The sequence below is a fragment of the Paraburkholderia sp. CNPSo 3274 genome, assembly GCF_024206475.1.
GTDB lineage: Bacteria > Pseudomonadota > Gammaproteobacteria > Burkholderiales > Burkholderiaceae > Paraburkholderia.
Genome location: NZ_JAMBPR010000015.1, coordinates 93355 through 108301 on the forward strand (window position 1 = coordinate 93355; position 14947 = coordinate 108301).

Sequence of the window (14947 nt, forward strand, 5' to 3'; positions counted from 1 at the left end):
TGTGTAGCTGTGAGGGCCGGGCGAAGGTTCGCCCGCACCTTTATTTCTTAGACCTTCGCGAGCCAGTGCGCGTACTTCTCGTTCTTGCCCGAAACCACGTCGAAGAAGGCCGATTGCAGCTTCTCCGTGAGCGGGCCGCGCGAGCCGCTGCCGATGGTGCGGTTGTCGAGCTCGCGGATCGGCGTGACTTCGGCGGCGGTGCCGGTGAAGAACGCTTCGTCGCAGGTGTACACCTCGTCACGCGTGATGCGCTTCTCGATCACAGGAATGCCCATGTCGCGTGCGAGCGTGATGACCGTGTCGCGCGTGATGCCGTCGAGGCACGACGCGAGGTCCGGCGTGTACAGCTTGCCGTTGTTCACGAGGAAGAAGTTCTCGCCCGAGCCTTCCGAGACATAGCCGTCCACGTCGAGCAGGAGCGCTTCGTCGTAGCCGTCGGCGGTGGCTTCCTGGTTGGCGAGGATCGAGTTCACGTACCAGCCCGAAGCCTTGGCGCGCACCATCGACACGTTCACGTGATGGCGCGTGAACGACGACGTCTTCACGCGGATGCCCTTGGCGAGGCCGTCTTCGCCGAGATAGGCGCCCCACGGCCACGCGGCGATGGCCACGTGAATGGTGTTGCCCTTGGCCGAAACGCCGAGCTTTTCCGAGCCGACCCAGATGATCGGGCGGATGTAGCACGACTCGAGCTTGTTCGCGCGCACGACTTCGAGCTGTGCGTCGGCGAGCGTCTTCGCGTCGAACGGCACGTCCATCTGGAAGATCTTGGCCGAGTTGAGCAGACGCTTGGTGTGCTCGGCGAGGCGGAAGATGGCGGTGCTGCCGTCGGCGGTCTTGTAGGCGCGTACGCCTTCGAAAACACCCATGCCGTAGTGCAGCGTGTGGGTCAGCACGTGAATGTTGGCGTCGCGCCAATCAATCAGCTTGCCGTCCATCCAGATCTTGCCGTCGCGGTCGGCCATTGACATACGATTCTCCAGACAAGTGCAGTAAATATCGGGCTTATACAGTGAGCTTCGCCGCATGCAGCGTGGCTGCGGTTGGCAAAGACGATTATTTTAGCGTCATTTGATGCCTCCCAGCGCGCCCGCGGGCGCGTGGGGCGGGCTGTTGGGGCGATTTTAGGGGCGCTTGGCGCAGTTTCCGGCCGAATTTTTTTCAGGCTGAGCGCGTGCTGCAACGCAGCAAATCGTGCGAACGCCCGCCCGGCGAGCAGCGTCTGCCCAAATACGGGAGATTCGCCTGGACACGTCTCAGATCGTCCTGGCTATCAGCTAAAATACCGATCTCGCAATTCGATGCCGGCTCGTGCCAGCGACGAGCAGCGACATGGAGCCGCGACCCGAGACAGCGTCAAACCGGATCCCGCGCCGTGCCGTTGAGCACGTCTTGCCGCGCCAAAATAAGGCCCGCGGCGCCGCATCGCCTTGCCACCGCCTTCCCACCATCAAGATGACACGCCCATGAACAAGGTTCTGCGTCTTTCCGATCTGATCTCCGAAGGCAAATTGAAGGGCAAGCGCGTATTCATCCGCGCCGACCTGAACGTGCCGCAGGACGACAACGGCAACATTACCGAAGACACCCGCGTGCGCGCCTCCGTGCCGGCCATCAGGGCTGCACTCGACGCCGGCGCGGCCGTCATGGTCACCTCGCACCTGGGCCGCCCGACCGAAGGCGAATTCAAGCCCGAAGACTCGCTCGCGCCGGTCGCGAAGCGCCTCGCCGAGCTGCTTGGCCGCGACGTGCCGCTGGTTGCGAACTGGGTTGAAAACGGCGTGAACGTCGAGCCGGGCAACGTGGTTCTGCTCGAAAACTGCCGCGTCAACAAGGGCGAGAAGAAGAACTCGGACGAGCTTTCGCAAAAGATGGCGAAGCTCTGCGATATCTACGTAAATGACGCGTTCGGCACCGCCCACCGCGCCGAAGCCACAACCTACGGCATCGCGAAGTACGCGAGCGTCGCCTGCGCGGGTCCGCTGCTCGCGGCCGAACTCGACGCCCTCGGCAAGGCGCTCGGCGCACCCAAGCGCCCGCTCGTCGCGATCGTGGCGGGCTCGAAGGTCTCGACCAAGCTCACCATCCTCAAGTCGCTGGCCGAGAAGGTCGACCAGCTGATCGTGGGCGGCGGCATTGCCAACACGTTCATGCTGGCCGCGGGTCTGAAGATCGGCAAGTCGCTTGCCGAAGTGGATCTCGTGGACGATGCTAAGGCCATCATCGACGCGGCGCGCGCGCGCGGCGCATCGGTGCCGATCCCGACCGACGTCGTGACCGCCAAGGAATTCTCGTCGACGGCCAGGGCCGAGACGAAGAACGTGGCCGACGTGGCCGACGACGACATGATCCTCGACATCGGCCCCGTCACCGCCAACGCGCTCGCGGCGCAACTCGCGCAAGCCGGCACGATCGTGTGGAACGGCCCGGTCGGCGTGTTCGAATTCGACCAGTTTGGCAACGGCACGAAAACGCTCGCAGACGCCATTGCCAGTTCGGGCGCGTTCTCGATCGCCGGCGGCGGCGACACGCTCGCAGCCATCGCGAAGTACAACCTTGCCGACAAGGTCAGCTATATCTCCACCGGCGGCGGCGCCTTCCTCGAGTTCCTCGAAGGCAAGAAGCTGCCGGCGGTCGAAGTGCTCGAAACGCGGGCGGCTGGTTAAGTGGCGCCGCGAGTCCCGGGCGCGAAGTCGGCAAGAGCCGCCGCCATGAGCAAACTTCCTCGTGCAAGCGCACAGAAGTCGCGCAGCGCAGCCGGGGCCGCAGCAAAACCGAAGGGGCGCGCAGCGCCCCAGGCAGATACGGATAAGGCGAGGGCGCACGCGACGCCCACCGCCGCTGCCGAAATGGACATTGCGGCGACGCAGTCGACTGCTGAATCGACAGCCGCACAGAATCCGACAGGGCGCACAGCCACGCCCGCATCGAATACAACTACGCATGTAGAAAGCGCCGCAGCGGCTCATGTGAGCCCCGCAGCGCCCTCCAAGAAAGCGACGCCGGGTACACCCGGTGCGCGTTCCGGCGCATCCGCACCCGCGGCGCAGCCGGCCAGCACTTCTCGCAGCAACGGTTTTCCCAGCGATCCTATCCAGACGAGGAGACTCATGCATCGCGCCACCAAGATTGTCGCCACCATCGGTCCGGCTTCCAGCACGCCGGATATCCTGCTGAAAATGATCCGCGCAGGACTGGACGTGGTGCGCCTCAACTTTTCGCACGGCACCGCCGACGACCACCGTCAGCGTGCTGAAATGGTGCGGGACTGCGCCCGCCAGGCTGGCCGCGAAGTCGCGATCATGGCGGACCTGCAAGGCCCGAAGATTCGCGTCGGCAAATTCGAGAACGGCAAGACGACGCTCGAGCCGGGCCATCCCTTTATCCTCGACGCCGAATGCGAACTCGGCAATGACGAGCGCGTCGGTCTCGACTACAAGGACCTGCCGCGCGACCTGAAGCCGGGCGACATCTTGTTGCTCAACGACGGCTTGATCGTGCTCGACGTTTCGCGCGTGATCGGCAGCGAGATTCATACGGTCGTGCGCGTGGGCGGCGACCTGTCGAACAACAAGGGCATCAACCGCCAGGGCGGCGGCCTGACGGCGCCCGCGCTCACCGCGAAGGACATGGAAGACATCCGCACGGCCATGTCGCTGGGCGCGGACTTCGTCGCCGTGTCGTTCCCGAAGAACGCCACCGACATGGAAATGGCGCGCCAGCTCGCGAACATCGCGGGCGCGCCGTACGGCATCAAGCCGAAGATGATCGCGAAGATCGAGCGCGCCGAAGCGATTCCGGCGCTGCAGGAAATTCTCGATTCGTCGGACGGCATCATGGTCGCGCGTGGCGACCTGGCCGTGGAAGTGGGCAATGCCGCCGTGCCGGCGCTGCAAAAGCGCATGATCCGCATGGCGCGTGACTCGAACAAGCTCGTCATCACGGCCACGCAGATGATGGAGTCGATGATCCACGCGCCGGTGCCCACGCGCGCCGAAGTCTCGGACGTCGCCAACGCTGTGCTCGACGGCACGGACGCGGTGATGCTCTCGGCCGAATCGGCGGCGGGCAAGTACCCGGTGCAGACCATCGAGGCCATGGCAGCGATCTGTCTGGAAGCGGAGAAGTCGGAGCAATCCGAGCTGGACAAGGACTTCCTCGACCGCACCTTCACCCGCATCGACCAGTCGATCGCCATGGGCGCGCTCTTCACGGCCTACCACCTGGGCGCGAAGGCGATCGTCGCGCTCACGGAGTCGGGCTCGACCGCGCTGTGGATGTCGCGTCACTGGACCCATGTGCCGATCTTCGCGCTCACGCCGCGCGCGGGCAGCGAGCGCGCCATGTCGCTCTACCGCAATGTCACGCCGCTGCACCTCGACACGAGCAGTGACCGCGACACGGCGCTGCAGCAAGCCATCGAGGTGGTGGTGAGCAAGGGCTATGCGTCGCGCGGCGACATGGTCGTGCTGACCGTGGGCGAGCCGATGGGGCAGCCGGGCGGCACGAACACGCTGAAAATCGTGCGCGTGGGCGACGTACTGTAATTTCGCGGCGATTTTTTTCGCTTTATTTTCGCGACTCCCGAAAATAAATGCGGTCGGCGCCGACTGGTATCGCACTGGTATCAGATCGGCGCCAGATCGGTGTCATTTAGACGCCTTTTCCCCGCAATTGCAGCCGGTACGCCGTAGAAGCGGCGCGCGGGCTGTCAACTCTTTTTGCACCTTCTCGCGGTTTTGACGCTCCGATACGCCAATTTCATGCCAGTTACGTGCCTGGCGCCGGGAACGCACTCGCTTCGCGATAAAATCACGCCATCGAGCCCGCGGCAGGTCACGCGGGCGGCGGCTGCCAGGCCGCCCTCGACCGGCTGCGCAAGACAGTCGGCGGCAGAAGAAATTCGTTTCAAATCAAAGGAGTAGCAACAATGCCTCTCGTATCAATGCGTCAACTGCTCGACCACGCGGCTGAACACGGTTATGGCCTGCCGGCGTTCAACGTGAACAACCTGGAACAGGTCCAGGCGATCATGGAAGCAGCGAACCAGGTCGGTTCGCCGGTGATCATGCAGGCATCGGCCGGCGCGCGTAAGTATGCGGGTGAGCCCTTCCTGCGCCACCTGATCGAAGCCGCGGTCGAGTCGTATCCGCATATTCCGGTCGTGATGCACCAGGACCACGGCCAGTCGCCGGCGGTCTGCATGGCGGCGATCCGCAGCGGCTTCACCAGCGTGATGATGGACGGTTCGCTCGAAGCCGACGGCAAGACGGTTGCATCGTACGAGTACAACGTCGAAGTTTCGCGCAAGGTCGTCGAAATGGCGCACTCGATCGGCGTGACGGTCGAAGCGGAACTGGGCGTGCTCGGTTCGCTGGAAACGATGAAGGGCGACAAGGAAGACGGTCACGGCGCCGAAGGCACCATGACGCGCGAGCAGCTCCTGACGGACCCGGAGCAGGCCGCCGACTTCGTGAAGCTCACGCAGTGCGACGCGCTGGCCATCGCCATCGGCACTTCGCACGGCGCGTACAAGTTCTCCAAGAAGCCCACGGGCGACATTCTGTCGATCCAGCGCATCAAGGAAATCCACGCGCGCATTCCGAACACGCACCTCGTGATGCACGGTTCGTCGTCGGTGCCGCAGGAACTGCTGGCCGAGATCCGCGAATTCGGCGGCGACATGAAGGAAACGTACGGCGTGCCGGTGGAAGAGATCCAGGAAGGCATCCGTCACGGCGTGCGCAAGATCAACATCGACACCGACCTGCGCCTGGCGATCACGGGTGCGATCCGTCGCTATATGTATCAAAACCCGTCGAAGTTCGACCCGCGCGACTACCTGAAGCCGGCTCGCGAAGCCGCGAAGAAGGTGTGCGTGGACCGCTTCCTCGCGTTCGGCTGCGAAGGTCAGGCTGGCAAGATCAAGCCGGTTCCTTTGGACATGATTGCCGGGAAGTACAAGTCGGGCGAACTCGCACAGATCGTTCGCTAAGCGGGCTTCTGTGCCAGGCGCGCAGTTAGTCCGGACGCGCCTGAGTGGTAAAAAACATCGCCGTTTCCGCCTGTTTTGGGGGAACGGCGTTGGGCTTTTCTGGGAATTTTGGTTTACCCTCGCAATACCTTCAGAATTCCGGCGTCAGGTTCCATTGCAGGCCGGGGTTCCGCCTCCGTTTCGATTGTCCTTTTAGCGAATCACGACGATGTCTACCCTCTACGAATCCACGCTCCGCTCGCTGCCGCTTCTCGGCCGCGGCAAGGTCCGCGACAACTATGCCGTGGGCAACGACAAGCTGCTGATCGTCACCACCGACCGTCTGTCGGCGTTCGACGTCATCATGGGCGAGCCGATTCCGCGCAAGGGCGAGGTGCTCAACCAGATGGCCGACTTCTGGTTCGAGAAGCTCAAGCACGTCGTGCCGAACCACCTCACGGGCGTCGCGCCGGAAACGGTCGTGGCCGCCGACGAAGTCGAGCAGGTCAAGGGCCGCGCCGTCGTGGTGAAGCGCCTCGAGCCGATCCTCGTGGAAGCCGTGGTGCGCGGTTATCTGGCCGGCAGCGGCTGGAAGGACTATCAGGCAACGGGCGCCGTGTGCGGCGTCGAACTGCCGCCGGGCCTGCAGAACGCACAAAAGCTGCCCGAGCCGATCTTCACGCCGGCAGCGAAGGCCGAAATGGGCCACCACGACGAGAACATCACGTACGAAGAGATGGAGCGCCGCATCGGCACCGAGCTCTCGCGCACCATCAAAGAGATTTCGATCAAGCTGTACAAGGAAGCCGCCGACTACGCAGCCACGCGCGGCATCATCATCGCCGACACGAAGTTCGAATTCGGTCTCGACAACCACGGCCAGCTGTATCTGATGGACGAGGCGCTCACCGCCGACTCGTCGCGTTTCTGGCCGGCCGACCAGTATCAAGTGGGCTCGAACCCGCCGTCGTTCGACAAGCAGTTCGTGCGCGACTGGCTCGAAACCCAGGACTGGAAGAAGGAGCCGCCGGCGCCTAAGCTGCCCGACGATGTGGTCGCGAAGACGTCGGCGAAGTATCAGGAGGCGCTCGAGCGTCTCACGGATCAAAAGCTCGCATGAGCGAGCGAAGAGGGAAGAAGGAAGCATAATGAGCGAAGTTCAGAAGGCTCACCAGCATGCGGCGCCGCTCGTCGGCGTGTTGATGGGCTCCAGCTCCGACTGGGACACGATGAAGCACGCGGTCGCGATCCTGCAGGAGTTCGGCGTCGCGTACGAGGCCAGGGTGGTCTCGGCGCACCGTATGCCCGACGAGATGTTCGAGTACGCGGAAAAAGCGCGCGAGCGCGGCCTGCGCGCGATCATCGCGGGCGCGGGCGGCGCAGCGCACCTGCCGGGCATGCTGGCGGCCAAGACCACGGTGCCCGTGCTGGGCGTGCCGGCGGTCAGCAAGTATCTGAAGGGCGTGGATTCGCTCCACTCGATCGTGCAGATGCCCAAGGGCGTGCCGGTCGCGACCTTCGCCATCGGCGAGGCGGGCGCGGCCAATGCGGCGCTCTTCGCCGTCTCGATCCTGAGCGTGACCAACAACGAATACGCGAACAAGCTCGCGGCCTTCCGTGTGCGCCAGAACGAAGCGGCGCACGCCATGGTGCTGCCGCCGCTTTGATCGTCCCGCTTTGATCGTCCCCACGCGCCGCGGTCATCCCGCGGCCGACCACGAAGATGACTCCTGACAATTCACCGGTTTCACCGATCCTGCCCGGCGCCTGGCTGGGCATGGTGGGTGGCGGCCAGCTCGGCCGCATGTTCTGCTTTGCCGCGCAGGCGATGGGCTACCGCGTCGCCGTGCTCGATCCCGACGCGACGAGCCCCGCGGGCACCGTGGCCGACCGCCACATCTGCGCCGCGTACGACGACGAAGCCGCGCTTACCGAACTCGCGCGCCTGTGCGCGGCCATCTCGACCGAGTTCGAGAACGTACCCGCAGCGAGCCTCGACACGCTCGCGAAGTCGACCTTCGTGAGCCCGGCCGGGCGCTGCGTGGCGGTGGCGCAGGACCGCATCGCCGAGAAGCGCTTTATCGCGGCGGCCGGCGTGCCGGTCGCGCCGCACGTGGTGATCGAGTCGTCGCAGGCGCTCGCCGGCATCGAAGACAAGGCGCTCGCCGCCGTGCTGCCGGGCATTCTCAAGACCGCGCGCATGGGCTACGACGGCAAAGGCCAGATTCGCGTCTCCAACGCCGAAGAAGTGCGCGAGGCGCATGCGTCGCTCGGCGGCGTGCCGTGCGTGCTGGAAAAGCGCCTGCCGCTGAAGTTCGAGGTGAGCGCGCTGATCGCTCGCGGCACGAACGGCCAGGCGGTGGTCTATCCGCTCGCACAGAACACGCACCGCAACGGCGTGCTGTCGCACACCATCGTGCCCGCGCCGGACGCAAGCCCGGCCCTCGTGCAGCAGGCCCAGCAGGCCGCGATCCAGATCGCGGCGAAGCTCGGCTATGTGGGCGTGCTGTGTGTGGAGTTCTTCATCCTCGAAGACGGCTCGCTCGTCGCCAACGAAATGGCGCCGCGTCCGCACAACTCGGGCCACTACACGACCGACGCATGCGCCACGAGCCAGTTCGAGCAGCAGGTGCGCGCCATGACGGCCATGCCGCTCGGCGACACGCGCCAGCACTCGTCGGCCGTGATGCTGAACATTCTCGGCGACGTGTGGTTCCCCTGTGCCGTGGGGGAGGCGAAGGCCCAGAAGGGCGCCGCGCCCGTCACGCCGCCGTGGGACCAGGTGGCCGCGATGCCGGCCGCGCGCCTGCATCTGTACGGCAAGGAAGAAGCGCGTCCGGGCCGCAAGATGGGCCACGTGAACTTCACCGCGCCGACGCTCGACGAAGCACGCGCGGCCGCACGCGACTGCGCGCGCCTGCTGCACATTGCCACGAGCTGAGGTCGAGCCGCATCATGTCCGATCAGCAGAACGCGCCGCACGATGGCACGCCGCCTCTGACCGCAGCCGACATCGAGCACGCCGCCGCGCTGCTCGACGCGGGCGAGCTGGTCGCGTTCCCGACCGAGACCGTCTACGGCCTCGGCGGCGATGCGGCGAGCCCCGAAGCGGTCGCGCGGATCTATGCGGCCAAAGGACGGCCCGCGAACCATCCGGTAATCGTGCATCTGCCGCCCGGCGGCGACCCGCAATACTGGGCCGCTGAGTGGCCCGAGGCGGCGCAGAAGCTCGTCGATGCTTTTTGGCCCGGCCCGCTCACACTGATCGTCAAGCGGCACGAACGTATTCCGGACGCCGTGAGCGGCGGTCAGGATTCGGTGGGGTTGCGCTGCCCGTCGCATCCGGTCGCGCAGAAGTTGCTCGCGGCGTTTTCTGCGCGTCGCGGCGGCCATGGCGGCGTGGCGGCGCCTTCGGCGAACCGTTTCGGCCATGTGAGCCCGACCACGGCGCAGCACGTACGCGACGAATTCGGCGCGGCCGTGCATGTGCTCGATGGCGGCGCATGCGATGTTGGGATCGAATCGACGATTCTTGATCTCTCGCGCGGGTTTCCCGCGTTGCTGCGGCCCGGTCACGTGACGCCGCACGACATCGCACGCGTGCTGGGCGAGGCGCCGCGCTTGCCCGACGGCTCGGACGCCACGGCGCCGCGCGCCTCGGGTACGCTCAAGGCGCATTACGCGCCGCGCACACCGCTCGCGCTGCTGCCGTTCGAGGCGCTGGAGCCGCTGCTTGCGGCGGCGCGCGATGCGGGCGAATCGGTGGCGCTGGTGGCGCGCGCTTCGCGTGCTGGCGTTTGGGCGCAGGCTCAGGGCGTGCATTTCGTCGCCGCGCCGGAAGAGCCGCAGGAATATGCGCGTGAACTGTATGGCTTGCTGCGCGTGCTGGATCGCGCGAATGTCTCGCGCATTCTCATCGAGAAGCTGCCGGAGACGATCGAGTGGATTGCGGTCAATGACCGGTTGGGGCGCGCGGCGGCGGCGTTCGAGGCCCAGCAGAAGGGCTGAGCACGTTTTCTCGCGTTCAATGAAAAACACCCCACGAACCTGATGGTTCGTGGGGTGTTTTTGCTTGCACCGGAAGACTCGATGCTCAGGGCTCAAGCGAGGCTTATCACGGCGCCTTGCCGATGCCGGCCGCGGCCAGCTGCGTTTCGACGAACGTCGCGAACTGTGCGTGCAGGCCGGTGGTCGGGTGGAACTGATCCGCGAACATGTAGGTCGTGGGCGCGTTGGCCGTCGTCAGGGTTTGCGGCGAGCAGAACAGCGAACTGCCGAAGTTCTGGCCGTAGACCGCGGCATACGCGTTGATGGTGGCTTGCGGCGTCGTGGCCGGGTCCAGGCCCAGCGTTGCCTTCGGATTGGCTAGCGCATAGTTGGTCGCGCTGGTTGCCATTGCCGAGATATTGCATGCGGTACCCGTGTTAGTCACCGTGAAGCCCAGGCTTGCCGCGTTCTGGACAGTTTGGTCGAGCCACGAGAACACATCGACGGGGACGACCTTCTTCGCTGCGAGCGACGGCGCGAGCCCTTCCAGCAGTGTGAGGTTGTACATGGCCGAAACCAGCGTGAGCGCCTGGTCAGGTGCGTTCGCCGAGCCCGGCGTTGCGCCGACGCTAGCGTCGGCGTCCACCGCAGCCGGCGTCTTGCCGATATCGGGCACAGTCATGACCGCGACTTTGGCTGTGCCGGCAATCTGCGTGTTGACGAGGTTAGCCAGCGTTTCGGCCGCGGTGATGATCGGCAGAACGGACGCGAAGTCGGTAGCTGCGTTCGCATCTGTCGTGACGATATTGAGCGCGATGGCGGCGGGCACGAGCGCCTGGGCCTGTGCGGTGGTAAAGCCCTTTGCCACCAGAGCGGCAACCGTGGCTTGCTGGGTTGCGGGGTCGCTGGCGATTGCTGTGAAGTTGGCTTTGGCCAGCGCCGTGGCGAACGCCGTCAGCCCTGCGCCACTGTTATCCAGAAGCGCCAGGATTTCATTCGCGCCGCCTTCCACGAGCACGAGCTGATTCGCATTGAAGCTGCCGTGCTGCGCCAGGTACTGCTGGAGCTGCCATGTGACCGGCTGCTCGCTCGCGGCGGGGATCACGGCGCTGGTATTCGCAACGCCACCGCCCGTAACCAGCGCGCCACCTTGCGCGTAGTCAAGCCCGCCCGTCGCCGTGAGCGGCAGACCGAAGCCGCCTTCGAAGGCCGGCGAAAGCGTGTTGCCGAAGTACTCGGACACGTGCTGCGCCCAGACTTCGCCCGGGTTGGTCGTGAAGCGGCCGCCGCCGAAGCCCGGCAGAATCTGCTCCGAATACGTGCCCGCGTCGGTCAAGCTCGTGCCGAACGCCACCACCTGCATGTTGACGCCCGACGGCGGCGGCGTGCTCGCGTTGTTGTTCCCCCCGCTGCTGCCACCGCAGGCGGCAAGCAGCGCAAAGGCGGCGCTCGCGGCAGCGATCTGGGTGGCGCGCAACAGCGTACGGTGTCTCGGTCCTTGATGCTTCATATTCACTTCATCTCCTCTGTGTGTGGCCTTTGATGCCATGCCTGCCTACTCATGCAACGGGTGCTCGTGGCACGAGCGGCTGCCCCGTCGTCGATGTTTTTCTCGATCGTCGGCCTTGCATGTACCCCCTGCGTGCTGCTCCCCCAGGGTCATGGCCAAGGCCGACAGACTACGCAATCTCTCAGCTATTGCGCGACCCGAACTCACCCTCGGTGTTGTTTTCCGGCACGCCGTAGCGCGTTCCCGCTGGCGTCGCCGGCGCTGTCACGGATGCGAGGCCCAGCGCGTCGTGGCGCTCGCACCAATCCGGCGGTGCGAAGAGCGCGGCGAGACGCGAGCGCCCGTCGGGCATGCGCGCGAAATCCCGCGCCATCGCGAGCCATTCGTGAAACGTCGCCTTGAGCGGATTGCATGACGCAAGCGGCTTGACGATGCCGTAATCGGGCGCGTCATGCGCGTCTTCCTCGACGTAGCTGCCGAACAGACGGTCCCAGATCGCGAGCACACCGGCGTAATTGCGATCGATGTAGCGCGCGTTGCGCGCGTGGTGGACGCGATGCAATGACGGCGTGTTGAACACGTATTCGAGCCAGCCGAGTTTGCCGATTGCCTGGGTGTGCACGAAGAACTGGAACGCGAGATTGACGAGCACGATCGCAACGATCTGCTCCGGCGTGAAGCCGAGCATGGCGAGTGGAATCCAGAACACCCACATGCCCGCCACGGGATACATGAGGCTCTGGCGAAACGCCGTCGATAGATTCAGGCGCTCCGACGAATGATGAACGACGTGCGCGGCCCAGAGCCAGCGCACGCGATGGCTCGCGCGGTGAAACACGTAGTAGAGCAGGTCTTGCGCGATAAAGAGTGCGAACCACGCGACGAGCCCCGGCTGCCACGAAACGAGCCGGAAGTGGCGGTAAACGTAGGCATAGACGGGCACCGCGACGAGCCACGCAAGCTTGTCGGCGCCCTGGTGCATGAGCGCGAGCGCGGCGTTGCAAAGCGTATCGGGCCAGGCGTAGCGAGCGCTGTCGGGAGTCTCGTTCGATGCAGCGCGCGGCCGCGTGCGGGAGAGATGCCACGCTTCCCAGCCGATGCAGGCGAGAAACACGGGGGCGAGGGCGAGCAGCAGCCATTGCGCGTCGAACTGCACGAACGTCGTCCTCCTTGTCCCGTGGGCGGCGCTGGCGGGCAGCGCGGCGTTTGTTGTCTCGTATCGTATTGGCCGCGTTGGTGTGCGTTCGCAGGGTGCGCGGCTCGATGGCCGGGCACGCAAGACAAACCTTTCAATGCATTACCGGCCTTTGCCCGTCAGGGTACACGGCCCGCGCCCAGGACGGGCGGCGCTTTGCTAGAGGAAAACTTCGAGCCCGGCGCATCGCGGCGGGCTCGGGTGAGGCACGCGGGGACAGGTCCGCGGCGCCCGCCCGGCGTGGACATAGCATGCACGCCGTGTGCAAACAGCGTGCGCTCACCGCGTGGTCAATGCGTCGTCAATGCGCGCCGCGTCGCCGGGGCGGAGCCTTGTGCGTTGCCTTCGCGGACTTCGACTCTTTTGCCGCGCGCTTGGGATGCGGCTCGACGTACACGGGTTTTTCTTCGGGCATGCCCTTATAGACCCACTCGAGCAGCGCGTCGTGCGCGGCGCGTGCGGACTCGGCGCGCGGATCGTTGATGAGGCTCACCACGATCCAGCTCTCGCCGTTCTCCGCCGCCACGTAGCCGGCGATGGCGCGCACGTCGCGCAGCGTGCCCGTCTTGATATGCGCGTTGCCTTCCACGCCCGCGTTGGTGAGGCGGTTGCGCATCGTGCCGTCCACGCCGACGATCGGCAGCGAGTCGATGAACACCTGCGCGACCGGGCTCGCGTTCGCGTTCTGCAGCAGGTTCGCAAGCGAGAGCGCGCTGATGTGCTCTTCACGCGAGAGGCCGCAGCCGTTGTCGAGCACGAGTTCGGGCATGTTCAGGCCGCTGCGCCGCAAGAACGTATTGACGGCCGTGGCGGCCTTGGCCGTAGTCGAAGGCGGTTTGGCCTCGACGGCGCCGAGCGTGAGGAACAGATTGCGCGCCATCACGTTGTTGCTGAACTTGTTGATGTCGTGCACGACGTCCGCGAGCGGCGGGCTCTGGTGCACGGCGAGAAGGCGCGCGCGCGGCGGCACGACGCCTTCGCGCACCGCACCGCCCGGCGTGGCGAAGAGGCTGCCGCCCGATTGCTGCCAGAGGGCGAGGAAGCCGTCCGCGAAGAACGTGCTGTGGTCCACGGGAGCGGCCATGTTGAGCGTGCGCTCGCCACAGCGCATGGCGTAGCTGCCCGCGAAGCTCGCGGTGACGACGCCGTTGCCGCCGGGCGAAACCTGCGGGCTCGGCAGCATGCCGCCGCACGCGCCGGCGCGCCCGCGGATCTGGTTGTCGATCTGCCACTGCGCAACGGGCGGCACCACGTCGATCGACACCCCCTCGCGGGAGGGCGAGAACGTGAACGAAACCGACTTGTACGCGTACATCAGCGGATCGGGGCCGACGTTGTAGGGCGCGCTGTCGTCGCCGTCGAACGAGGGCAGGTCGCGCGTGGACGGATCGAACTCGCTCTTGTCGAGCACGAGTGCGCCGTCGATGCGCGCGATGCCCGCCGCGCGAATCTTCTGCACGAGGTCGATCAACTCTTCGGGCACGAGCTTCGGGTCGCCAGTCCCCTTGATATAGAGATTTCCGTGCAGCGTGCCGCTCGCATCGACTTCGCCGTCGGTGTAGGCGCTCGTTTTCCAGCGATAGTCGGGACCGAGCATCGCGAGGCCGCTCCACGTCGTGACGAGTTTCATCGTCGAGGCGGGCATCATCGGCTGGCCGGCATTCACGGCGACGCTGGGCTGGCGGTCGCCGACCTTTTCGATCACCACGCTGACCGACGAGAGCGGCACGTGCGCGCGCTCGAGGCCCGCCATCACGGTGGGCGGCAGCACGGTGGTCACGTTGACCGTGGGTAGGCGTGCGCCTTCGGGCTGCGCGTACGCGGCCGGCGCGGCGGCGAAGCTCGCGGCGAGCGTGGCGCAGGCCAAGGCGAGGGCGAGCGGTCGAGGCAGGCGCGGCGTGGCTGCTGCGCGATGCGTGCGGTCGGTGCGCGAGGCGGGCAGTCTGAACAAGGAGCGTAGGCGGGACAGCGAAGCGGGCAGCATGAAAAGCGTTCGGGCGAGTGCAGGGGCAGTGCTAGGGCCTGGCGCGGCGCACGGAAAGCGGGGACTCGCCGGTGCTGCGCGCGGGCGCGAAAATAAGGGCGGCGTGTGATTCGTGGTGCGCGCGCGATGCGCTCGCTTGAACGTACTGTACAAGCCTGCACGCGCGCATCGCGGCCGAATCACGAGTCGAGCGCCGCAAAAGCGCACATTGTAAAGACCTCGCGCCGCGTGCGCGCATTGCCGTTGAGAAAACGTTGCGCATTGCGTGGCGTGGTTCAAACACCGCCCGCCACGCGA

The 14947-nt window shown here is 65.7% G+C and carries 11 protein-coding genes; 7 read left to right on the forward strand and 4 right to left on the reverse strand.

All coding sequences use genetic code 11. From position 1 onward, the window contains the following. Positions 1 to 47: 47 nt before the first annotated feature. On the reverse strand, positions 48 to 971 hold the full coding sequence (locus M3I54_RS12925) for a branched-chain amino acid transaminase (protein ID WP_254336384.1): 924 nt from the start codon (positions 969 to 971) through the stop codon (positions 48 to 50). A gap of 495 nt (positions 972 to 1466) precedes the next feature. On the opposite strand from M3I54_RS12925, the gene M3I54_RS12930 reads away from it, so the two are divergent. The 7 genes from M3I54_RS12930 (at position 1467) to M3I54_RS12960 (ending at position 9982) form a co-directional block, all read left to right on the forward strand. Next, positions 1467 to 2666, forward strand: a complete 1200-nt coding sequence (locus tag M3I54_RS12930; RefSeq protein ID WP_254336385.1) for a phosphoglycerate kinase — start codon at positions 1467 to 1469, stop codon at positions 2664 to 2666. 444 nt (positions 2667 to 3110) lie between these two features. Next, positions 3111 to 4547 (forward strand): pyruvate kinase, encoded by a 1437-nt coding sequence (pyk, locus tag M3I54_RS12935; RefSeq protein WP_254336387.1) that lies wholly within the window; start codon positions 3111 to 3113, stop codon positions 4545 to 4547. Positions 4548 to 4930: 383 nt separating this feature from the next. After that, positions 4931 to 5995: a class II fructose-bisphosphate aldolase gene (fba, locus tag M3I54_RS12940; protein ID WP_254336389.1), complete on the forward strand. Its 1065-nt coding sequence runs from the start codon at positions 4931 to 4933 to the stop codon at positions 5993 to 5995. Between the two features lie 208 nt (positions 5996 to 6203). Further along, on the forward strand, positions 6204 to 7094 hold the full coding sequence (locus tag M3I54_RS12945) for a phosphoribosylaminoimidazolesuccinocarboxamide synthase (protein ID WP_254336391.1): 891 nt from the start codon (positions 6204 to 6206) through the stop codon (positions 7092 to 7094). Positions 7095 to 7122: 28 nt separating this feature from the next. Further along, on the forward strand, positions 7123 to 7641 hold the full coding sequence (purE, locus tag M3I54_RS12950; RefSeq protein ID WP_254336393.1) for a 5-(carboxyamino)imidazole ribonucleotide mutase: 519 nt from the start codon (positions 7123 to 7125) through the stop codon (positions 7639 to 7641). Between the two features lie 56 nt (positions 7642 to 7697). After that, positions 7698 to 8915: a 5-(carboxyamino)imidazole ribonucleotide synthase gene (locus M3I54_RS12955; protein WP_254336396.1), complete on the forward strand. Its 1218-nt coding sequence runs from the start codon at positions 7698 to 7700 to the stop codon at positions 8913 to 8915. A 14-nt stretch (positions 8916 to 8929) separates the two neighbouring features. Next, positions 8930 to 9982: an L-threonylcarbamoyladenylate synthase gene (locus M3I54_RS12960; RefSeq protein ID WP_254336398.1), complete on the forward strand. Its 1053-nt coding sequence runs from the start codon at positions 8930 to 8932 to the stop codon at positions 9980 to 9982. 106 nt (positions 9983 to 10088) lie between these two features. Here M3I54_RS12960 and M3I54_RS12965 read toward each other — a convergent pair whose 3' ends face one another. The 3 genes from M3I54_RS12965 to dacB form a co-directional block, all read right to left on the reverse strand. Beyond that, entirely contained in the window at positions 10089 to 11471 is a 1383-nt protein-coding gene (locus M3I54_RS12965; RefSeq protein ID WP_254336400.1) for an SGNH/GDSL hydrolase family protein, read from the reverse strand. A gap of 181 nt (positions 11472 to 11652) precedes the next feature. Further along, positions 11653 to 12627 (reverse strand): sterol desaturase family protein, encoded by a 975-nt coding sequence (locus M3I54_RS12970; RefSeq protein ID WP_254336402.1) that lies wholly within the window; start codon positions 12625 to 12627, stop codon positions 11653 to 11655. A gap of 340 nt (positions 12628 to 12967) precedes the next feature. Continuing rightward, positions 12968 to 14650 carry a D-alanyl-D-alanine carboxypeptidase/D-alanyl-D-alanine-endopeptidase gene (gene dacB / locus M3I54_RS12975; RefSeq protein ID WP_375542136.1) on the reverse strand — a complete coding sequence of 561 codons (1683 nt, stop codon included), beginning with the start codon at positions 14648 to 14650 and terminating at the stop codon, positions 12968 to 12970. Between the last annotated feature and the right edge of the window lie 297 nt (positions 14651 to 14947).

Coding starts and splice junctions, on each gene's coding strand:
- M3I54_RS12945 (WP_254336391.1), top strand. CDS start 6,204: ATGTCTACCCTCTACGAATCCACGCTCCGCTCGCTGCCGCTTCTCGGC.
- purE (WP_254336393.1), top strand. CDS start 7,123: ATGAGCGAAGTTCAGAAGGCTCACCAGCATGCGGCGCCGCTCGTCGGC.
- M3I54_RS12965 (WP_254336400.1), bottom strand. CDS start 11,471: ATGAAGCATCAAGGACCGAGACACCGTACGCTGTTGCGCGCCACCCAG.
- M3I54_RS12955 (WP_254336396.1), top strand. CDS start 7,698: ATGACTCCTGACAATTCACCGGTTTCACCGATCCTGCCCGGCGCCTGG.
- dacB (WP_375542136.1), bottom strand. CDS start 14,650: ATGCTGCCCGCTTCGCTGTCCCGCCTACGCTCCTTGTTCAGACTGCCC.
- pyk (WP_254336387.1), top strand. CDS start 3,111: ATGCATCGCGCCACCAAGATTGTCGCCACCATCGGTCCGGCTTCCAGC.
- M3I54_RS12930 (WP_254336385.1), top strand. CDS start 1,467: ATGAACAAGGTTCTGCGTCTTTCCGATCTGATCTCCGAAGGCAAATTG.
- M3I54_RS12925 (WP_254336384.1), bottom strand. CDS start 971: ATGTCAATGGCCGACCGCGACGGCAAGATCTGGATGGACGGCAAGCTG.
- fba (WP_254336389.1), top strand. CDS start 4,931: ATGCCTCTCGTATCAATGCGTCAACTGCTCGACCACGCGGCTGAACAC.
- M3I54_RS12960 (WP_254336398.1), top strand. CDS start 8,930: ATGTCCGATCAGCAGAACGCGCCGCACGATGGCACGCCGCCTCTGACC.